Annotated in this window: 18 protein-coding genes; 8 read left to right on the top strand and 10 right to left on the bottom strand. The window is 58.1% G+C overall.

Going from position 1 to position 20169, the window contains the following annotated elements; translation table 11 throughout:
• Window positions 1-35 precede the first annotated feature (35 nt).
• The 4 genes from DX908_RS03900 to DX908_RS03885 form a co-directional block, all read right to left on the bottom strand.
• The gene (locus DX908_RS03900; protein ID WP_116391137.1) at window positions 36-932 is read right to left on the bottom strand and encodes a glycosyltransferase family 2 protein; all 897 of its coding nucleotides are present in this window, start codon (window positions 930-932) and stop codon (window positions 36-38) included.
• Entirely contained in the window at window positions 929-1507 is a 579-nt protein-coding gene (locus tag DX908_RS03895; protein WP_116391136.1) for an LbetaH domain-containing protein, read from the bottom strand. The genes DX908_RS03900 and DX908_RS03895 overlap by 4 nt, the downstream gene beginning before the upstream one ends.
• On the bottom strand, window positions 1504-2532 hold the full coding sequence (galE, locus tag DX908_RS03890) for a UDP-glucose 4-epimerase GalE (protein WP_233508628.1): 1029 nt from the start codon (window positions 2530-2532) through the stop codon (window positions 1504-1506). Before galE ends, DX908_RS03895 begins: the two co-directional genes overlap by 4 nt.
• 214 nt (window positions 2533-2746) lie before the next feature.
• Window positions 2747-3928 carry a glycosyltransferase gene (locus DX908_RS03885; RefSeq protein ID WP_116391135.1) on the bottom strand — a complete coding sequence of 394 codons (1182 nt, stop codon included), beginning with the start codon at window positions 3926-3928 and terminating at the stop codon, window positions 2747-2749.
• A 133-nt stretch (window positions 3929-4061) separates the two neighbouring features.
• On the opposite strand from DX908_RS03885, the gene DX908_RS03880 reads away from it, so the two are divergent.
• From DX908_RS03880 to DX908_RS03865, 4 genes are all read left to right on the top strand, one after another.
• Window positions 4062-5174 (top strand): glycosyltransferase family 4 protein, encoded by a 1113-nt coding sequence (locus DX908_RS03880; protein ID WP_116391134.1) that lies wholly within the window; start codon window positions 4062-4064, stop codon window positions 5172-5174.
• On the top strand, window positions 5171-6427 hold the full coding sequence (locus tag DX908_RS03875; protein ID WP_116391133.1) for a glycosyltransferase family 4 protein: 1257 nt from the start codon (window positions 5171-5173) through the stop codon (window positions 6425-6427). The genes DX908_RS03880 and DX908_RS03875 overlap by 4 nt, the downstream gene beginning before the upstream one ends.
• 82 nt (window positions 6428-6509) lie before the next feature.
• Entirely contained in the window at window positions 6510-7133 is a 624-nt protein-coding gene (locus DX908_RS03870) for an acyltransferase (protein ID WP_116391132.1), read from the top strand.
• Window positions 7130-7840 (top strand): acyltransferase, encoded by a 711-nt coding sequence (locus tag DX908_RS03865; RefSeq protein ID WP_116391131.1) that lies wholly within the window; start codon window positions 7130-7132, stop codon window positions 7838-7840. Before DX908_RS03870 ends, DX908_RS03865 begins: the two co-directional genes overlap by 4 nt.
• On the opposite strand, the gene DX908_RS03860 is transcribed toward DX908_RS03865, so the two are convergent.
• The 6 genes from DX908_RS03860 to DX908_RS03835 all read right to left on the bottom strand — a co-directional run bounded on the left by DX908_RS03860 (window position 7837) and on the right by DX908_RS03835 (window position 14028).
• On the bottom strand, window positions 7837-9390 hold the full coding sequence (locus DX908_RS03860; protein WP_116391130.1) for a lipopolysaccharide biosynthesis protein: 1554 nt from the start codon (window positions 9388-9390) through the stop codon (window positions 7837-7839). The two genes, DX908_RS03865 and DX908_RS03860, sit on opposite strands and share 4 nt — an antisense overlap.
• Window positions 9387-10118 (bottom strand): class I SAM-dependent methyltransferase, encoded by a 732-nt coding sequence (locus tag DX908_RS03855; RefSeq protein ID WP_116391129.1) that lies wholly within the window; start codon window positions 10116-10118, stop codon window positions 9387-9389. Before DX908_RS03855 ends, DX908_RS03860 begins: the two co-directional genes overlap by 4 nt.
• Window positions 10119-10153: 35 nt before the next feature.
• Window positions 10154-11137, bottom strand: a complete 984-nt coding sequence (locus tag DX908_RS03850; RefSeq protein ID WP_116391128.1) for a GDP-mannose 4,6-dehydratase — start codon at window positions 11135-11137, stop codon at window positions 10154-10156.
• A gap of 146 nt (window positions 11138-11283) precedes the next feature.
• Window positions 11284-11700: a hypothetical protein gene (locus DX908_RS03845; protein WP_116391127.1), complete on the bottom strand. Its 417-nt coding sequence runs from the start codon at window positions 11698-11700 to the stop codon at window positions 11284-11286.
• 133 nt (window positions 11701-11833) lie between these two features.
• Entirely contained in the window at window positions 11834-12595 is a 762-nt protein-coding gene (locus DX908_RS03840; protein WP_116391126.1) for a metallophosphoesterase, read from the bottom strand.
• A 110-nt stretch (window positions 12596-12705) separates the two neighbouring features.
• Window positions 12706-14028: a sugar transferase gene (locus DX908_RS03835; RefSeq protein WP_116391125.1), complete on the bottom strand. Its 1323-nt coding sequence runs from the start codon at window positions 14026-14028 to the stop codon at window positions 12706-12708.
• 488 nt (window positions 14029-14516) lie between these two features.
• Here DX908_RS03835 and DX908_RS03830 point away from each other — a divergent pair, with 488 nt between their 5' ends.
• The 4 genes from DX908_RS03830 (at window position 14517) to DX908_RS03815 (ending at window position 20140) form a co-directional block, all read left to right on the top strand.
• Window positions 14517-15233 (top strand): polysaccharide biosynthesis/export family protein, encoded by a 717-nt coding sequence (locus tag DX908_RS03830; RefSeq protein WP_116391124.1) that lies wholly within the window; start codon window positions 14517-14519, stop codon window positions 15231-15233.
• 100 nt (window positions 15234-15333) lie between these two features.
• A complete protein-coding gene (locus tag DX908_RS03825; RefSeq protein ID WP_116391123.1) occupies window positions 15334-17547 on the top strand; it encodes a GumC family protein in 2214 nt (737 codons plus the stop codon).
• A 12-nt stretch (window positions 17548-17559) separates the two neighbouring features.
• Window positions 17560-18702, top strand: a complete 1143-nt coding sequence (locus tag DX908_RS03820; protein WP_116391122.1) for a tetratricopeptide repeat protein — start codon at window positions 17560-17562, stop codon at window positions 18700-18702.
• Window position 18703: 1 nt separating this feature from the next.
• Entirely contained in the window at window positions 18704-20140 is a 1437-nt protein-coding gene (locus DX908_RS03815) for an O-antigen ligase family protein (protein WP_116391121.1), read from the top strand.
• The last annotated feature ends 29 nt before the right edge of the window (window positions 20141-20169 follow it).

Below are 20169 nucleotides of genomic sequence, written 5' to 3'. Positions count from 1 at the left end.
GCTGATCTCCGCTGCCTCGTTCAGATATTCGGCCGTCAGTTGGCCTGCGGGCCTGCTGCCGTCTCGGTTATGGCGCCGGAAGATGCCTGCGCCTCATTCTGCTGATCGCGCATATTCTCCCGGATCAGAAGCCGGATCGAGAAAAAATACCACAGCTTGTAGAAGGCGATGGCAAAACCGGGCCCGCCATCAAGGAAACCGCGCTTTGCAAAATAAGTGAAGGCGAAGTAGCTCCACGGGAACCACCATTTGTCGATATTCTTGTATTTCGTGCGCTGACGGTCGGTGAGGTGCTCTGCATTCTCAAGCCCGCGCGCACGCAAGACTTCAACGCGTTTGGCTTCCCACAGCGCATAATCGCGGTGCCGGTCGATGAATTTGGCAATCCCGCGATAATCATTGTGCTCGATCCGGGTGGTGATCTCGCCAATCGGCCCGTCGATCACCGGGTGTTCATGGACTTCCATGTCGAGCCGGCTCCAGCCCATTTCGTCGATGCGCTCATAGAGGCCGGCGCCAAAGCGGAAGAGGGCGAGCTTGCGTTGCGGATCGCCATATTTGAGCGGCTTGCCGAGGAAGAAATTGGTGTAGTTCAGCCAGTAGCCGTCATGCGTGCCAGATGCGACGGCGCGCGCTGCTTCCTCGCAGAAGACGTCATCAATGATTTCATCCGCATCCAGAAAAAGTACCCAGTCACATTTCGGTTTGTGATTGAGAAGGTACCAGTTGCGCTTCTTGGGATAACGGCCATTCCAGTCAAACTGGATGATCTCGGCGCCAAACTCCCGGGCGATCTCGCCCGTCCGGTCTTCACTGCCAGAATCGACAATCACGACTTCAGCGAAGCGTTTGAGGCGCGACAGGCAGCGCGGCAGATTGGCCTCTTCATTCTTTGCCGGAATGATGACGGAAATCGGAATGTCGCCGGTCATGGTTCCTGTCTCGGCGCAATGAAGGTGGCCGGATTGCCGCCAACGATCACGCTGTCCGGAATATCCTTAACCACAACTCCCCTTGCGGCGACAATGGCGCGGTTCCCGATCTTCCGTCCCGGTCCGATAAAGGCGTCCGCGCAGATCCAGGCCCCATCGCCGATAGTGATCGGCGCCTTGATCAGCGGCATGTCCGCCTCTCGATAATCATGTGTTCCGGCGCAAAGATGCGCGCCTTGTGAGATCGTCGCCTGCTGTCCGATCGTGATCGGCCCGAGCGCATAGAGGATGGCGCCATCCCCGATCGCGGTCTCTGCGCCGATGTCGAGATTCCACGGAATGGTGATCTTCACGCTTGGATAGACATGGACGTTGGCGGCGATCTTCGCGCCGAAAAGCCGGAGGATGCTATTGCGCAGGCCCCAGAGCGGACGCGGGCTCAGTGCAAATACGGGCCGCACAAACGCCCACAAAATCCGGCCTATCAGTGCCTGACGAGACCATTTTTGTGCGCGCCGGTTGGCCGCAATATCCTGAAGGGGTGGGGATAACTCGTCTCGTGAGCTGTCACTCACGCGGCGCTTCCTGCCTTGGTGTCGCGCTCCATCCAGTGCCAGGCGGTGCGGACAATATCGTCAAGCTCCGTGAACTGAGGAGACCAGCCAAGCTCTGCCTTGGCTTTGGAAGCATCCGCAACGAGAAGCGGCGCATCGCCCGCGCGGCGTTCGGCTTCGCGAACGTCAAAGCTGCGGCCGGTCACCCGGCGCGCGCTTTCAATCACTTCGCGCACGCTGTGACCGTGACCGGTGCCAAGATTGAAGGCGCGGAACTCGCCGCGGGTCGTCGTCTCAAGCGCGGCAACATGGGCGCGGGCAAGATCGGAGACATGGACGTAATCTCGCACACATGTGCCATCGGGCGTGTCGTAATCGCTGCCGAAGACCGAGATATGAGAGCGGCGCCCAGAGGCTGCCTGCAGGATGATCGGGATGAGATGGGTCTCAGGATCGTGATCTTCGCCCGTTTCGCCATCGGGATCGGCGCCTGCTGCATTGAAATAGCGAAGGGCAGTCGCGCCGCAATCGCCTGCGGCGCTCAGATCCTTCAGCATCTGCTCGACCATCATTTTCGACTGGCCATACGGATTGAGCGGCATTTGCGGGGACGCCTCGGTCAGCGGCATCTCATTGGTCTCGCCATAGGTGGCGCACGAGCTGGAAAAGACGAAGCGCTCGACACCAGTCTGGGTCATCGCTTCGAAGAGGTTGAGCGTGCCCGATACATTGGTGCGGTAATAAAGATCCGGCTGATTGACCGAGTCGCCAACGATCGAGAGCGCCGCAAAGTGCATGACGGCATCGGGCTGATATTCACGGAAGGCGGCGAGTACGCCGCGGCGGTCATTCAGATCAACTTCGGCCAGTGGGCCCCATTTGACAGCCCAGCGATGTCCGGTCGTGAAATTGTCGAGGGCGACGGGCTCATGCCCGGCTTCCGCCAGGGCCTTGCAGGCATGCGATCCAATATAACCGGCACCGCCCGTCACAATTACACGCATATTCTCACCCGTCCGGCTGCTTTGCCGGTCCCGATTTGACACGAGTCAGGCTCTCCGCCCCGACTCCCTGATCCTCACCGGGACTTCGATATGCTGTTCAGCTTGCGAAGTCCATGCAGGGCGTAAAATCCAACGAATTTCGTGCCTTGCTGTGGATAAGGAACTGATTTGGCTCATTCGGAGCCATGCTGTGCAGGTATGATGCCGCACATCCTGCTATACGCCGGATGCGTGCGCGGTTTGAGAGAAGCACGTTCTAGTCGAGCCTGACAACATCTGGCTGCGTGCCGCCATCAAGCATCCAGCGGTAGACAGCCTCATGCTGCGCAGCGATCGAGGGCCAGGCAAAACGGTCCTCAACGAGCTTGCGGCCGGCGAGTCCCATGCGGGCAAGGTCTGCTCCCAGATCATCACGAAGGATTTCCGCCATGTCCTCGGGCTCTGTTGAGAGCTCAGAGGCGGCGCCCGCTTCAAAACCTTCGGGCAGATTACAGGCGGCTGTCATCAGGACAGGCAGTTGCCATGACCAGGCCTCAAGAACGGCGATTGGCAGTCCTTCTGAATAAGAAGGCAGGATGAACGCATCCGAATGGACAAAAGCGGCATCCTTTTCTCTGCCGTGCAGTGGACCCGGCATGACGATGTCATCAAGGCCAAAACCGCTAGCGGAAATCGTGTCGAGAATGGTGACGAGATGGCCGCCATCATCCCAGCCGGCAATGGCAAGCCGCCATTGCTGTTGTACATCCGGCGCGAGTTTCTTGAGCAGGGACCAGGCTTCTATCAGCTCGATGATGCCCTTTTTCTGGTGCAGCCGGCCAAGGAACAGGAGTGTCTTTCGCCCGTCATTCGGCAACCAGTCCGGGCGGGGAAGTTTCTGCCCCGTATCCGGCATATGTGTTCCATTGGGGATGATGGCGATCGGATTTTCGAGCCCGAAATCACGCATCGACTGGGCTTCAGAGGCGTTCAGCGCGTGTAGGCAGCTTGCGCGGCGCAGATTTTCTTTCTCGAACAAGGCGCCGACAAGTCTCTTCTTCCAGCTGGAATTATTGAGCGCCCACGGATCCAGCATGCCCCTTGGAGAGATCATGTAAGGCTTGCCGGTACGGCGATGCCATTGCGTGACCGAGCGGGACGGCATCTGCCAGATCCCATGCTGGTGCATCACATCATGGGGGGCATTTGTAATTGTTCGCATTAGCGCTGGTGAGAGCCCGAGTGCAGTCGGGCCTTTGGATGCGAAATGCTGCGGTATCAGGGGCGCCCAGGCTTGAGCATCTTCTGCGCTAAATTCGTCTTCGAGGCCATAAATGCTGACCCCGACACCATTGCCGGCCAAGGATTGCGCGGATTCTCGGACTGACGTGAAAAGGCCACCTGCTTTGCGGGAGATCGACCCCGTGACGATTCCCAGAGACAAGGCTGCGGAATTCATCTCGACACTCCCTTATTAATCAATACACAGACTATGTATGCCAGAACTCTTAGATGTGGTTGCTTTACAAAACTAGCAATCTGGACAGTTGTTCCGGCCATCGATAGGGGAAAGGCGGTTTCGGGGATATAAAATGCGCTTTGTTCTGATCGGATTGCTCTACGGCAATGGCGGTATCCAGAATCATACCCACTGGCTGGCAGAGGGCCTGACAGCCAAAGGGCATTCCATTGATGTGCTGACCCCTCGGCCCGTCCATGATCGTTTGGGCGGTCTGCCGGAAAATCCCCATTACAACATCATTGAATATGGCGATGCCGGACATGTTCTCTCGCTCATCAACAAGATGAAAGGCGAGGAGATCGAAGCGGTCGTCATTACCGGCACGGGCTGGAAAGCGATGGGGCTGACACTCGCGCTTCGCCGAGTGAAGCGCCGTATTTTCTTCGAAGTGATGAGCGGTGAGCGCGAAGGGCGGCTAGATCCGCGTTCGCTCGTGCATTTCGGGTTTGACGATATTGTCGGGCAGGGACGCCCGGTCCGCGAGACTTTCCGGAAGACATTTGGCTGGAAAAAACCAGCTGAGGTGATCCCGGCGCTGCCAGAACCACTGGAAGTGGTTGCAGGCATTCCGCAAGCGGAGAAATTATCGCCTGACCCAGGGCGCCGGTTGAAGCTTGCCTATTTCGGACGACTGGCGCGGCACAAGGGTGTCGATCACCTGATCGAGAATTGGGATCGGCTGGCCGTCTATGCGGAGTGCCTCGATATCTACGGCACCGGTGAAGAACATGACCGATTGGCTGCGATGATCGAAGATAAAGGGCTGTCCGCGCAGATCGCGCTGAAGGGCCGCTATCCGAGCGGGCAGGCCTATGTCGACCTCTTGCGCAGCTATGACATGACCCTCCTGCCGACATGGGGCAAGGAGGGCGCGCCGCTGGTCTTGCTTGAAAGCATGGCTTGCGGGGTGCCGTTTACGGCCAACGGGGTGGGTGGGATCCCCGATTACGCCAATCAGGATTGTGAGATTACGGACGGCAATCTCGACCAGTTCCTGCCGCTTTATGAGAAACTTGCCACACGGATCATTCAGGGCGAGGCGGATCCCGTTCGCCTGCAACAGCATTATACGACGCATTTCAGCTATCAAACGCTGGTTGATCGCTGGGAGGCGTATCTGACGACCGGTAAAGTTGAAGATTGGGCACCGACCGCAGGCCAGCCACACGAGGACGCAGCATGAGCCTGCCGCCGGAAGTCCTCGATGCGCGGGTCATCGTCGTGCAGATGGGCGCCCGGCATCGCTATGCTGTTCCCTCGATTTTCGAGAAGGCGGGGTTGCTTGAAGCCTTTTATACGGACCTTTGCGGCACGTCAGGTTCGGGCAAGGCTGCGGGAACCTTATCGAAACTGCCGCTGCCCGGCGGGATCAGAAAGAAACTCTCGAATTTCGCCGGGCGGCTGCCGCCGGAATTGATCCGGGAAAAGACAAAAAGTTTTGATCGCCCGGCGCTGGCCTATGAGATGCGCATGGCGCGGGCCACATCCCCGGCGGTGTCGGCAAAAGCGCGGCAGGATTTCGACCGTGACTGGGGCGAGGCGATGATCGCCGCAGGTTATGGTGACGCAACCCATATCTACACCATGATGAGCGGACAGACGCTCGAAGGCGGACGCTTCCTTGAAGAAGCTCGCCATCGCGGGCTGGAAGTCGCCGCCGACATGACGATTGCGCCGTCGGTCGAACGGATCATGGAGGAGGAATGCCGGCTCTTTCCCGGTTGGGATGGCCCCGTCACCTATTGCAGTGTCTATAATGAGGACAATCCGCACTTTACACGGATGAAAGAGGTCGTGACCCGCTTTGTCTGTCCCTCCGATTTCGTGGCGGACGATATCATCGAAAACTGGGGCATCGATAAGGACCGCGTGCGGATCGAACCCTATGCGGTCAATGATCTTTTCTTCGGGATCGAGAATGAGCCTGAGCCGGGGACAATCCTGTTCGCGGGCTCTGCGGATTTAAGAAAAGGCATCCAGTATCTTGCCATGGCGGCGGAGATCTTGCGCGCGCGGGGGCGGGATTACCGGTTCCGTATTGTCGGGAACACGACCGCGCACATCGTGGAGCAGCCGCTCTGCAAGCCGCTCGATTTCGTCGGCCGCGTGCCGCGTGAGCGGATGCTGGCTGAATATAAGAAGGCGGATCTTTTCGTCCTGCCCTCTGTTGCGGAAGGTTCGGCAGGCGTTGCCTATGAGGCGATGGCGGCGGGCCTGCCTTCTGTCGTTACCAAAGCGGTCGGCTCGCCAGCACGGGACGGCATCGAGACGAGTATTGTGCCCGAACGCGATCCAGAGGCGCTGGCCAATGCCATCGAAGCCCTGGTTGAGGACCGGGCGGCGCGCGACCGGATGGGAACCGCCGCGAAAGACTTCGCCCGGCAATTTGCCTGGGATTTATATGAAGATCGGCTGATCCGGGCCGTGCTCGGGTGAAGGATCGGGATGCCAGAATCAGCTAGATTTCTTGCGCGCCGTACAGATTGCACCCTAACCGGTGCAGGGGATTGAAAACACGATGTCTCTTGCCGTCCCCGTCAGGGCCGTCTCACACATTCTGCACCGGATCGCGGTGACGCTCCGGCTCGTCTGGTACAATCTCACCTGTTTTGTGTTCTTCCGTCCCCTGCCTTTTTCAACAACGATTTATGGCCGCATTCGCCTCCTGCACCGGCCATGCCGGCTGAAGATCGGGCGGAACTGCCGGATTGGCGATGACACCTATTTTGCGACCTCGCTGACTTCGACGATTGAGTGGGGCGATGACGTTACCGTCAATATGGGTTGTGTATTCGTGGCCATCGACTCGATTCGCATCGGGAAGAATACGGCGATTGCTGAATATGTCAGTTTCCGGGATCAGGCTCATGAAATGGCCGAAGGGCGGGGCGTGCGCGGGCAGGGCTATAAATCAGGACCCATCGAAGTGGGAGAGAATGTCTGGATCGGGCGCGGCGCCTATATCGGTGCGGGCACACAGATCGGAAATGACTGTGTGGTGGGCGCAAACAGCGTCGTGCACGGCACATTTCCTCCGGGTGTCTTGATAGCCGGTGCGCCAGCACGGGTCCGCAAAGTGCTAATCCCGAGCCCCGAGGCCGATGCTGCCCTTGCAGAAGCAAGAGAGAAGAGCGCGTCATGAGCGAAGCTGAGACAGCCTATCCGCGCCTGCCAGGCACATGGCGCTCGGGGCTCGCTTTTTTGTTGGGGATGATCTTGCCAGGGCGATTGCGGCGCAGGCTCTATCGTGCGGTACTGGGATATGAGATCGACCGGACAGCCGTGCTCGGCCCTTGTTTCCTCCGGGTGCAGAAACTGACACTTGGTCCCGGTGCCAAGATCGGGGCCTTCACCTTTATCCGCAATGTGCGGGAGGTCCGTATCGGTGAAGAGGCGCGGATCGGCACCTTCAACTGGATTTACGGCATGATCGGGCCGACGGACCGGCATTTCCTGAACGAGCATGACCGCACGCCGGACTTCATCATGGAAGAGCAAAGCTCGCTGACCTCGCGGCATATTGTTGATTGTACGAACCGTGTACGGATCGGTGCCTTTTCAACAGTAGCGGGGTTTTACACCCAGATCCTCACCCACGGCATCGACCCCGTGGAGAACCGCCAGACCTCAAAGCCGGTCGAGATCGGGCGGTACTGTTTACTCGGCACCGGCTCGGTGATCCTGAAGGGGGCCGTCGTGCCGGATGGGACCGTTCTTGGCGCGGGATCGGTTTTCCGCGGTGCGCCGACAGTAACCCATGCACTCTACAGCGGCGTGCCGGCAGAGTTCATCCGCAAGATGCCCGAAGACGCGGCCTATTTTCACCGTACACAAGGCACTGTGGATTAAGCGAGATCTGACTTGCCAAAAGGCAGAAGACGGAGCGTTGCTCGCCAAGCAAGGCGAATATCGCTGCGCAATCCCTCATGCACAAACGCGCAGGCGCCCAGCGTACCGAAATAGGTGGCGGTCAGTCCCAGCCCGCTCAAGATGAGCCCCGCAAAAGGCGGCAATAGATCCGTCATCGGTTCAATGACGAAAAGTCCGGCCGTACTGGTGACGCCATATGCAAGGATTGCAGGGAGGACGGAAGATATGAACGGCTTCACCGATCTCCCGCCTGCATGGGCCGCGACGTATAGGATCGGCACCAGCAATACCCATGAGACGATGGTCAGTCCCCACGCAACACCGATGGCGCCATGCGGCAGGCCTATCAGGAAGGCGATCAGGTGAAGGGGGCCAGCTGCCATCGTGTATTTGAGCATGACATCGCCGCGCCCGAGCGACAGGAAGACGAAGCGGCTGATCTCCCATGCCGCTGCGGGGAAAATCGACAGGGCGAGTACCTTGAAGATGTCGCCGCTGCGCACAAAGCCTTCGCCGAGAGCGAGGACGGTCAGATATTCCGCATTCGCATAAAGAACGACGCCCATCAGCCCTGCAAAAATGAATGTCGCGCGGGCGATGCGGTGGAAGAGGTGATCCCATTCGGCGGCTTTGGCCTGCAACCTGCTGAGCGCCGGAATGAAAGCGGAGGCGAGCGGCCCGCCAATGATCATCAGGGGCAAGAGGAGGAGGGAGTAGGCACGGGCATAGAGACCCAGCTCTACTGCGCCCCATCGCCAGCCGATCAGTCCGTTATCCGACTGTTTCCAGATCCAGCCGAACAGGTTCGAGAAGACGATGTGCAGGCCGAAACTGATGGCGGGGCGGATCGGCGTCCATGAATGGACCTTTCCTGGCCGCCAGTGACAGAGGAGCCAGAAGAGGACGAGCTCCCAGACCGCTGCGCTGACAAGGCTCCAGACAATGGCCCAATATCCCCAATCTGTGAGGAGGGCGACGCTCGCGCCAACGCCCAGTCCGAGAAGGGCGGTCGAAACCTGAATCACCGTCAGGGGGAGGAATCTCAGTTGCCGGCGTAATAGTGCCTGATGCTGGTTACGTAAGGCATTGAGCGGCAGGATAACGGAAAGCGCGATGATGACGGCCAGCACGCGCGGCTCGTCGAAGATCATGGCAGCGAGTGGCGCCAGCGCGCAGCAGAACAGCATCAATCCAAGGCCTACCCCGGCATTGATGTAGAACAGCCCACTGACCATATTCTGGTCGAGATCGTCCCGCTGCACCGTCGCATTGGGCAAGCCCATATCGGCGAACAGGCGGATGAAACCGGTCAGCGTCATCGCCATGGCGACAATGCCGAAATCAGCCGGGGTCAGCAGGCGCGAGAATAGCGCGAGCTGGGCAATCTGGATCAGGGTGAACGTCAGGTGGCTGGCAGTTGCAATCGCCCCGCCACGGGCGGCGAGTGTCCCATGCCGACCTTCCAGATGGTGGGTCGAGATGGCCCGCTCATTCTTTTCGTGCCGGTAACTGCCTTTATTGTCGCTCATGCAAATTCGAAGGCAATTTCGTCAGCATGACGATTATTCACCATATCAAGGACAGACGGCAGGCTAGCCGGAACATCGCTGATGGGCTGTGAGGTGAAAGACATCTCTATAACGTAGGGGCACCCCGTTCGGCTGATCGGGCTGTAATTATTCGCATGGATATGACAGACGGACAGCGGAAGCCGCTCGACAAATGATGTGATCTTATCGAGATGAAGGTCGACATCGTGGAATTCCATCGCAAGGCCGGTGAGCCGGTGCGCGATGCTCAGAATATCCTCAAGGATCCGGTACTCCCAGCCCTCGATATCGATCTTCAGGAAGAATTTGCTGTCGGATTGCGGAAGGTGAGACGCGAGAATGCCAGGCAGGGAGGCGAAATGATCCGCATCCGTCTCGCCGACATATTTCTGGATGTGTCGCACGTCACCACGGAAGAACTGGCGATACTCCCTGATGGTGCGCAGCCAGTGCGGAATGTTGCGGAGCTTAGAAGGGCTTGAGAAACATTTGACCAGCATGGCGCCGAAATAGCCCGTCGAAACCTTGCCATCATAGGCATAGACAGGTGATTCGTTCCGGGCACGGAAATCTTCCTCGAAGCTCCAGTCATCATTGATGCCGAAACTGATCAGCGCCTCAGCGTTCATAATGCTGCGTTCATCAAGGACATACCCGCCATCATGGTCCCGACCCATGCGGATGAGACTGTCCGTCTGATAAGGCATGAGACTGGCAGGTAATTTTGCAGTCATTGTTCCGGTCACGGCGTATTCCCATCGAGCTCAGCTTTGACCATCAGCTCTGCCAACGCTTCTGGCCCTGTCTGCGCACGCCATCCCAGTACTCGTTCGGCCTTTGCCGGATCGCCGCACAAAGCCTTGGGTTCGCTGGGACGGAAGAAGCGCGGGTCGATCTCGACATGTTTTTCCCAGTCAAGGTCCGCTGCCTCGAAAGCATAGCGAAGGAAATCCCGAAGCGTTGTGAGCTTTCCGCTGGCAATCACGAAATCATCCGGCGTCTCCTGCTGGAGGATCCGCCACATTGCCTCGACATATTCAGGCGCATAGCCCCAATCTCGTTCGACATCGAGATTTCCCAGTTTGAGGACGGATTGACGTCCCCGGACGATATCAGCGACGCCCTTGACGATTTTGCGCGTGACAAAGGCTTCGCCGCGGCGAGGGCTTTCATGATTATAGGCGATCGCATTGGTCGCAAAGAGCCCGTAAGTGTTCCGGTAAATACGTACACAGTCGAATGCGAAAGCTTTCGCGGCACCATAGGGAGATGTCGGCCGCACGGCTGTTTGCTCATTTTGCGGCGTGACGTCAGGTGCACCGAAAAGCTCACTGCTGGCGATGTGCATCAGGCGCGGCGGCTTCTCGAGCTCGCGGAATAGCTCGAGCAGTTTGAGAGCGCCAATCGCCGAAAGGTCAGCTGTCGCGACGGGGATCTCAAAGCTGAGGCCGACATGAGACTGGCCAGCAAAATGGTAGAATTCGTCCGGGCACAGCTTTTCCAGCAATCGCTTCATCGCCGTCATGTCGAGAAGGTCGGCATAATGAAGGAACAGGCGCTTGTTATAGATCTCATCATTGGAGACGAGGTGTTCGAGGCGGGGGCGAGCAATCGAGCTCGACCGGCGGACTGTACCGTGAACGGTGTAGCCTTTCTCAAGGAGCAGCTCTGTCAGATAGGAGCCGTCCTGCCCGGTAATGCCGGTGATGAAAGCGCTCTTGGTCACGGGGTCTCCTTTACTCGCCACAAGCCTAGAGTGAGTCTGCGACAGCGCGTCCGCATCCCCTTAGAAAATAAGGCGGAAACGGTCACATAAAAAAGCCACCCCTACGAGAGGAGTGGCTTTTGGTACTCTAGGAGAAGCCGCAATACTTACGGGCTAACTGGATCGTCGTCGTCGCTCTCAGAAATCGCGATGCCGATAATGGCTGGCGTCGCGATAAGAGCTGCGGTGATGAAGAAGTTGGAGAAGGCAAAGCCTTCTGCTTGCGCGTAACCGAAGCTGATCGGCTCCGCACCGCACATCGTGTCATTGACGCTGATCATTGCGCCGGAGTTGAGCGTCGACGCGCAGCCATAGGCGTCGATCGTAGCAGTAGCGGCTTCGCGAGCGACCACGCGGTCGTTTGCGAGAAGCTCGTCGCCAGCGCTGAGCGCGATGGTCTCGTTGCCGCGGAGTGCAAACACTTCACCCTCGACGGAAGTCATGGTCCCGACCGGTTCGGCATGTGCCGCGCCGATCAGAAAAGCTGCGCCAAAAGCTGGCGCAAGAATCTTGATCGCATTCATAGTTCTGAAACCCCGTTGAACCTTTGATTCACGTAACGTGCAACGGCGTTTTTGTAAACCGGAACACGGGAATTTCGGGGCCGGAATATGCCGTAAACGTGCATTTTTTACGTGTGAGTCTTCAGGGATACAATCAGCACGCGGCAAACAATTCCTGCTCGTCATCTTCGAGCCGGATCGCGGTCAGTTTGCCGGTTCGATAGGCGCCAGTATCGAGGCTGATCCGGTTGTGCTTGTGCTCAACATCCTCGAATACGGTGTGTCCGTGTACGATGACGGCACCGAAATCCTTGTCACTGTTGAGGAAGTCATCACGGATCCATCGCAGGTCCGCACTGTTCTGATCATTGAGCGGTCGGGCCGGGTTCACACCAGCATGAACCAGCAGGTAATCACCGAATCGCACGCGTTCGACTGTATCTGCCAGAAAGTCGAGATGTGCTTCGGGTACGACCCCCAGGATTCGGGTGCGGGCCGTGTCTCCATCTACCCCCATCAGGTCTTCCGCAGACAAACCATAGCTCTCGCAAAAGGCGTAACCGCCATGGCGCAGCCAGTTCGGCAGGACGGAAGGGTCATCTGTCAGCCCCGTGATCAGCATTTCTTCGTGATTACCGGCGATCACATGGGTTGAAATGTCCGGCATCGCAAAAGTCATGAATTGCTCAATGACGCCGCGAGAATCTGGGCCCCGGTCGATCAAATCGCCAAGCGAGACGATCGCCGTTTTCTTTCGCGGGCGTCGAACAATGTCATCGCGAATCTGGGTGAGGAGGCCTTCGAGTTGCCGGGCACATCCATGCACATCGCCAATGGCATAGCACCGTTTTCCTGGCGGCCCCATCGGGCCTGCGGGCGTGACGGCTTCCGCCTTTTTGAACAGGTTTCTGAGCACAACTACCAGATTTCAACAGCGCCCGGATAAAACGCGCGCAACTTCCGAACTGTTCCCACTTATCGTGCGATTTGCGGGAGCTGAAAATGAAAAGCCTGCTTCAGCAGGTCTTATTTTGCGCCCTTGCCCGTCAGCATGACGCGGATCGTGTGGATCACGATGAGCACGTCAAACCAGACCGAGAAATTCTTCACGTAGAAAAGGTCATATTGAAGCTTTTCGCGGACATCATCGACACTCGTCACATGCCCCTGGCAAACCTGAGCCCAGCCGGTAATGCCAGGACGGACGGCGTGACGGATGCGGTAGAATGGGATTTCCTGTTCATACCAGCGCGAGAGGCGAAGCGTCTCAGGGCGCGGGCCGATCCAGCTCATCTCTCCGCGGACGACATTGATCAGTTGCGGCAGCTCGTCGATGCGCAGCTTGCGGAGGATATGACCAAGCCGGGTAATCCGGTCATCACCGGACTGTGTCATGTCACCCGTCAGGTTTTCTTCCTCAGGCGCGACGACTTTCATCGAACGAAATTTGTAGACCGTGAATGGCTCGCCGCGAAATCCGATCCGCGTCTGGCGAAAAAGGGCGGGCCCGGTAGAATCAAGCCGAATCGCAACGCCGATCGCGAACAGGAAGGGGCTTGCGACAAGCAGGACGATCGCAGCGGCGAGCGCATCGACATAGCGCTTGGCCGGACGATAGATTTGGTCGAGCGAGAGCTGGCCGAGGCTGTTCTCTGAGAGGTGCTCCAGCTCAACCTTGCCTTCGAGCGATTCAATGAGATGGCGCGCATTGAAGACGAGCCGTCCGCGCACGGCCTGTTCGGCCAGATAGCGCTCCCAGTCTCCCGAAAGGCCACTGCGGAAATCAGCAACAATCGGCAAGCCGGCGAGCCGGTCTGCATCCGCAACCGATTTCAGCTCGACCACATCAATGCTTGAGATACCCGGCAACTGGTTTGACTGACCACCAGCAACCATGCCGAAAGCAGGGCGCTGAATGCGCGCGATCATCATCATTACGAAATAGAACCAGCTCACCATGAAGAGGAAGCTCGCAAGGAACTGATAGCGCGAATAATTCAGACGGAAGCCATAAAAGATGGCGATCACGATGCCAAAAGAGATCACGAAAGCCGGCAGGACGTTCATGAAGGCGGTCGAGCCGGGGAGGGCTGTGGTCTTCCGCAGAATGACGAAGCCAAGGATCAGCGCCACGAAAGTGCCGAGCAATGAGTTCTGATAATTGACGTCATTGGGCGCGAGGACGCCCAAAAGCCCCTGATTGCGCAATAGGATAGGGCAGATCACCCCAAACAGCAGGCCGCCGAGCAACTGATAACGCATCCGCCCGAAACTGCGCAGTACACGCACGCGCCAATTGCCTGGCGCTTGGGAGCGTTCCGCTAGCAATGTCAGGTTCTGCGCAATCATGCGGCCCCCGGCGGGAGTGAGTCCAAAGAGTTACATGTCGGGGTTCGCGGCCGCTTACCAGCATCAATCGAAAGAAATGGCCGACTTTTATTTGAAGGCCCCGTTCCTGCGATTTTGCATAACATCGAATACCCCAGCGATGACTGGAGGCGGCTCGAAGTAGACACGGTCAGTAGTCTCCCAACAGGGTAATTACGCATCCACGACAGGGTGAATGCAACGCCATTCAAGTTGTGCAGTGCATGAAACTTTTATGTCGCCGCTGTGCGGGCGTTCGCGAATCGGCGACAAGGGTGGCACAGGGATTTGTTGACAAATAAAGGGATTGAGCGAATCGCAGCAGGTTCTCGGCTGGCTGGCAGACTCAGGTGAGAGTCTATCTATTGCCCGCTGAGGTTGTGAGGCGCTGATTCGGCTGAAAACGCTGTTCGATCAATGGCTTTCGGCGTTGCAACAAGAGTATGTGAACCGTAGGTTAACCATTGCTGATGCCGGAGCCGACCGCCATGTGTCTTCTAGTTCTTCGCCGCCGCATCGCCGCGTTCCTGTTGGCGATGTTTGGGCTGGCGGCGTGTTCTTCGACTGCTGACGATTTCGACAGTCAGTTCGACCCGGCCACCCCGCCAGATGTCACGGCGCTCTATGATAGCTCTTCACAGGTCCTCAAATCTGCCGATGTGGTGCGTGTCACTGTATTTGGCGTCGAAGATCTCGGCGGCGAGTACCAGATCGATTTTGACGGCAAGCTTCGCTTCCCGCTGATCGGGCAGGTCGAGGCCGAAGGCTTCACCCCCGTTCAACTTGCCGCCATCCTCGAGGTTAAGCTGGGGGAGGATTACCTTCAGGATCCTGAGGTTCAGGTCAAACGCATTGAAAGCGTCGGTGAACGGATCACCGTCGACGGTTCTGTCACCAAACCTGGAATTTATGAGCTCGAAGGCAACATAACGCTACTCCAGGCAATCGCACTTGCTGGTGGTCCCAGCGAAGGGGCCAACAAAAAGAAAGTTATCCTGTTTCGGCAGGTCGAAGGCCAGCGGATGGCCGCGGCTTTCAACCTCAATGAGATCAGGGAGGGCGAGGCCATAGATCCGCGGGTCTATGGGAATGATATTGTTGTGGTGGATGGGTCTGGCGCCAAATCACGCTATGGCGACCTCGTCCGTGCAGCGCCGTTTCTCGGCCTTCTCAATCTCCTGAAATGATGAAACTCGGCCATAGTCGGCCTTTGGAATAACCAACTACATGTCACACCGCGAAGACCAGACGCCTGAGCCGCACCCCCGACAGCCCTCTAACGTGGCAATGTTTCCGCGCCCTGTAGCTGCACCTTACGGCACGGGTGGCTACGAAGATTACGGCATGGAGGAAGACCGGGCAGGCAATTTCAATTTCTGGGAGACGCTGCAGGTCATTGTCGGCCGGAAGTTCCTGATCGCAGCCATTGTGCTGCTCGGCATGCTCGCGGCGACTGTCATCACCTTGCGCTCCACACCACTTTATCGGGCACAGGCAACCGTCGAGTTCCAGAAGACGGAGAGCCAGATCCTGGAAGGTGCAAGTGTCGAGCCGATCGTTGTGGCGGACGCGGAATATATGGCGACCCAGTTTGCGCTCCTGCGCAGCCGGTCGCTTGCCGAGCGTGTGGCAGAAGTTCTCGGCCTGCCCGGTGATCCTCGTTATGCGGATCAGGACTTGCCGCGCCGCCAGCGTTTGACTCAAGCAACGGGAAAAATCCTCGAGAACCTCTCGATCTCACCGGAGGGCAAGAGCCGGATCGGCCGGGTCCAGTTCGTTAGTGACAATCCGCAGGAAGCGGCCCGTATCGCCAATGCAATTGCCGAGAACTTCATCGAGACCACGCTCGAGCGGAAGTACAACAATACCGAATATGCCCGTCGCTTCCTCAATGAACGGCTGGTGACGACCAAACAGGCACTTGAGGATTCAGAGCGCCGGCTGGTCGAATATGCTGAAGAGCAGGGCATCCTAGAGCTCAATCAGGAGAACAGCTCTTCCTCGCTCGATGCCAATTCCTTGATCGCCCTCAATCAGGAACTCGCCATGGCGCAGAGTGAGCGGATTGATGCCGAGCAGAAATATATCGAGGCCCGCGACAACCCCAATTCCCGTCAATTGCTCGAAAGCGTTGATCTGCAACGCCTGAAAGCGACCCGCTCTGAGCTGGTTGCGGAGTATCAGGAGCGTCTCGGCGAATTCAAACCGGACTATCCGTCGATGGTCCAGCTCAAGGCGCGGATCGATTCCGTCGAAGAAGAGATCGCAGCTGAGCGCCAGACCATCCTTGTTGGCCTGCAGGGCGAGTTCCGCGCGGCACGCGCAACCGAAGTCTCTCTCCGTGTACGGGTCGATGAGCTCAAGGCTATCCTGCAGGACGCGCGCAACCGCCGCATCCAGTATGACATTATCCGCCGTGAAGTGGACACCAACCGCTCTCAATATGAAGCGCTGCTGCAGCGCCTGAAAGAAGTCGGGATCGCTGGCAGCGTAGGCTCGAGCCAGGTCTCGATCGTCGATATGGCGCAGGCGCCGTCCGTGCCGTTCAAACCGAACCTCTCGCGCAGCCTTGCGTCAGCCTTTGCCCTCAGCCTCTTCTTTGGGGTCGGGCTATCTTATGCGCTCGCTTACATTGATGACACCATCAAGACACCCGAAGACCTGCGCAACAAGCTGGGCCTGCCGCCCATCGGCGTCATTCCGAAGGCGGAAGAAGGGGCAGGCAATATCATCAAGGCGCTTGATGATCCAAGATCAGGCATATCAGAGGGCTTCTTCTCCGCGCGAACGGCGCTGCAATTTGCATCTCCCGCCGGCACGCCGCGCAGTCTGCTGGTGACCTCAACACGGCCGGGGGAAGGCAAGTCGAGTACCTCTGTCTCACTCGCGACCGTCATCGCCAAAACCGGCAAGCGCGTGCTGATCATCGATGCCGATATGCGCAAGCCGTCTTTCCAGACGGACGGCACTGAATCCATCGGGCTTTCAGGATTGCTCACACGCGATGAGATGCTGCGTGACCATGTGGTCTTTGCCAAGCCGAACCTTGCGCTCCTGCCGTCGGGCATGATCCCGCCTAATCCGGCAGAGATCCTGTCGAGCCCCCGACTGGCCGATGTCATTCGGCAGGCAGAAGAAATGTTCGACGTCGTCGTCGTCGACTCCCCGCCCATCCTCAGCTTCACCGATGCGCCGACGCTCGGGGCAGCCTGTGAGGCCGCCGTCGTCGTCATTCAGGCAGGCCAGATCCGCCGCCCGGCCGCTCAGCGGACGGTCAGCCGTCTGCTGGAGAGCCGTTCAAATGTCATCGGCGGCATCCTGACCAAATTCGATGTGCGCAAAGCCGGATATGATTACGGTTATTATCACTATGCCTACGGAAAATCGGCTTATGCATATGGCAATGAGCGGATGACCGATTCCAGCCGCGAGAAACGCAAGATCAATCTGTTCCATGACGATGATGATGGCCCGATGGAAGATCTGAGCGAGGAAGCATAGACCGCCCGGCGCATGAAAAATTTTCGTCTCAAACTTGCCCTGTCAGCCATTTGTCTTGCTGCCATGGTGGCTGTTGGCCTTCGCGCGCTGCCCAGCGGCGGTGAGGGGATCCTGCCATATGGTGGGGATGCAAAATCACGTGTCGATGACCTCATTCTGGGAGCGGAGGAATTTCCTGAAGTCGGACCGGCCCTTACGGATCGGTTGACCAAGGCGCTTGAGATTGCGCCCCTCGCCAGTGAGCCACTCTTTGCCTATGCGCTCTTCGGGGGCGCTAATCAGGAAGCCGCCCTGAAAGAGGCCCTTCGCCGCAATCCGCGAGTTCTTTCCGCCCGTCTCCTCATTGCGCAAAAGCTGGTTGAGGAAGATCGCTATGACGAAGCGGTCCGTGAGGTTGTTACCCTGATCGGGGTAGATCGTGACCGGGCACGGGATTACTTCGCAGCGCTGACGGAAATTTCCGCGACCGAAGCCGGACAGAAGGCGATCCTTAAACAGCTTGAACCTGCACGATGGTGGACGGCGGATCTGGCCTTACGGCTGAATGAGGGGTCTACTGATTTTGCGTTTCTCTATGAGGTCAACAAACTCGTCCCTCAGAACCGGGAGGCATTCCTGCGGCGCCTTGTCGGAGAAGGGCAGTATGGTCTTGCGCTTCTGGCCTGGCTCGAATTCAGCGGTGTTGCCGCCGAAGATATCAACTGGCCGTATAATGAACGCTTTGCTGAGCGGAATGCGCTGCCGCCCTTTAACTGGACGGTTGAGAATGACCGCGCGGAATTCATGCGGGGCGGAGGGCTCTATCTTGTCCATCTGGCGCGGGCGCGCACTCTTTTCAGCCGCCAGGTCATGGCGCTTGGTCCCGGCACCTATGTGATGAATGCTGACGCGACCGGCCAGCGCGCCTCCGGAGATGGCGGTATTTCACTCAAACTAAGATGTGCGGGGGCGGAGGATTATGTCGCTTCCCTGCCGCTGGGGCAGATGTCTGGCGCACCTCGGCCCGATCCAGTCACCCTGACGATCCCGCCGCGCGGTTGTGAATTCCAGCAGCTCGAATTTGTTGGTGAGATTGGCCAGTTCCCGCGCGTTTCACGAGTTGAAGTCAAATCGGTCTCCATCGAGCCCATTGACAGTACTGAGGGAGAAGGCTGAGATGGCAAAAACACAGCGTCTTTTCCGCTCCATCAAGCCGTATCTCGTCTGGGGAATGCCGCTGATCCTTGCCTTTTTCGTTGTGGCAGGCGGGGCGAGTGCGCCGGGGCTTTCCGTACACCTGCTACTGAAGGCTGTTGGGCTCATCATCCTGCTGGCGAGCCTCTGGACGGGGGGCAGTTTTGGTATTCCGGGTGCTGCTCGGCCGTTTCTTGCGCTTGCGGGGGCATGGATCTGCCTTGTCGGCCTCCAGCTTGTGCCGCTGCCGGGCGGCATGCGGCAATTCCTGCCGGGCGGGCATGATATTGCCCGGGGCTTTTCAATCCTTGGGGAGAAAACCCCGTCTTTGCCGATCAGCCTGACGCCGGGGCAGACACTCGCCGGTCTCTTCATGGTGATCCCGCCGCTTGCCATCTTCCTCCTCTCTTTGCGCATGTCATGGCGTGGACTGACCGATAAATTACCACTGGCTATCAGTGGTCTTGGGATCCTGACGATAGCACTCGGCATTCTTCAGCTCGCGGAGGGCCCGCAGAGTTCGGCCTATTTCTATTCGATCACCAATTCAGGCTCGCCGGTCGGGGTTTTCTCCAACATCAATCATCAGGGTATGTTCCTTCTGATGACGCTGCCCTTTGTCGGTGCAGTGCTGGGGCGCGCGCGGTCAACCTGGAATTCGGGCGACCGTGATGTCGGACCTCTATTCCTTCTCGGCACGCTCGGCGTTGTCATCGTTGTCGGAGTGGTGCTGGTTGGCTCGCTGGCAAGCTATGCGCTTTTATTACCGACACTATTGCTGACCCTGACGCTGATCATCGGGCGCCGGCGTTTTGCGGGCCTGCGCTGGCGGATTACGGTGCCGGCAGTCTTCCTTCTCGGCTTCATCGGAACGCTTTTGGGGGCCCAGCCGCTGCTTGATGCCTTCGGGCTCAGCACTGGCTTGGGAGAGGCCGATAGCGGCCTGTCGCGCGCGACGATCTGGGCCAATTCAACCCATCTTCTGGGGGATTACTGGCTCGTTGGCACGGGGCTTGGCGCCTTCCCTGAGGTGTTCCCGATCTATGACCGGACGACGGAAATCACGGAAGTCTACGCCAATCATGTGCATAATGATTATCTGGAATGGCTGATCGAGTTCGGCATCATGGGCGGGGCGCTGCTTGTGATCTTCTTCCTTTTTGCTGCGCGCGAGACAGTGCGGGTCTGGCGCCTTCAGGGCGGGCATGAGGTCCGGATCAAGCGGGCCGCGTCGATTGCCTTCTGGCTACCCTTCATGCACAGTTTCGTTGATTACCCTTTACGCACGCCGGCCATTGCCTGCTTTGCGGCGGTGTGTCTTGCGATCATGATCATGCCGGCAAACCGCGAAGTGCGGGTACGGAAGGAAATGAAATCAGGCACCAAGCCTGAGCGGATGTCCCGGCAGGTCGAGATCTGACGCTGTACCTGACAGCGTCGATCGGATAG

It is taken from the genome of Parvularcula marina (assembly GCF_003399445.1).
GTDB lineage: Bacteria > Pseudomonadota > Alphaproteobacteria > Caulobacterales > Parvularculaceae > Parvularcula > Parvularcula marina.
This window is presented reverse-complemented; position numbering and strand designations above follow the sequence as displayed.

Excerpts from the sequence above, each read along its gene's own strand:
- DX908_RS03900 (WP_116391137.1), bottom strand. The coding sequence starts at position 932 with ATGACCGGCGACATTCCGATTTCCGTCATCATTCCGGCAAAGAATGAA.
- DX908_RS03885 (WP_116391135.1), bottom strand. The coding sequence starts at position 3,928 with ATGAATTCCGCAGCCTTGTCTCTGGGAATCGTCACGGGGTCGATCTCC.
- DX908_RS03880 (WP_116391134.1), top strand. The coding sequence starts at position 4,062 with ATGCGCTTTGTTCTGATCGGATTGCTCTACGGCAATGGCGGTATCCAG.
- DX908_RS03875 (WP_116391133.1), top strand. The coding sequence starts at position 5,171 with ATGAGCCTGCCGCCGGAAGTCCTCGATGCGCGGGTCATCGTCGTGCAG.
- DX908_RS03870 (WP_116391132.1), top strand. The coding sequence starts at position 6,510 with ATGTCTCTTGCCGTCCCCGTCAGGGCCGTCTCACACATTCTGCACCGG.
- DX908_RS03865 (WP_116391131.1), top strand. The coding sequence starts at position 7,130 with ATGAGCGAAGCTGAGACAGCCTATCCGCGCCTGCCAGGCACATGGCGC.
- DX908_RS03860 (WP_116391130.1), bottom strand. The coding sequence starts at position 9,390 with ATGAGCGACAATAAAGGCAGTTACCGGCACGAAAAGAATGAGCGGGCC.
- DX908_RS03855 (WP_116391129.1), bottom strand. The coding sequence starts at position 10,118 with ATGCCTTATCAGACGGACAGTCTCATCCGCATGGGTCGGGACCATGAT.
- DX908_RS03845 (WP_116391127.1), bottom strand. The coding sequence starts at position 11,700 with ATGAATGCGATCAAGATTCTTGCGCCAGCTTTTGGCGCAGCTTTTCTG.
- DX908_RS03835 (WP_116391125.1), bottom strand. The coding sequence starts at position 14,028 with ATGATTGCGCAGAACCTGACATTGCTAGCGGAACGCTCCCAAGCGCCA.
- DX908_RS03830 (WP_116391124.1), top strand. The coding sequence starts at position 14,517 with ATGCCGGAGCCGACCGCCATGTGTCTTCTAGTTCTTCGCCGCCGCATC.
- DX908_RS03825 (WP_116391123.1), top strand. The coding sequence starts at position 15,334 with ATGTTTCCGCGCCCTGTAGCTGCACCTTACGGCACGGGTGGCTACGAA.
- DX908_RS03820 (WP_116391122.1), top strand. The coding sequence starts at position 17,560 with ATGAAAAATTTTCGTCTCAAACTTGCCCTGTCAGCCATTTGTCTTGCT.
- DX908_RS03815 (WP_116391121.1), top strand. The coding sequence starts at position 18,704 with ATGGCAAAAACACAGCGTCTTTTCCGCTCCATCAAGCCGTATCTCGTC.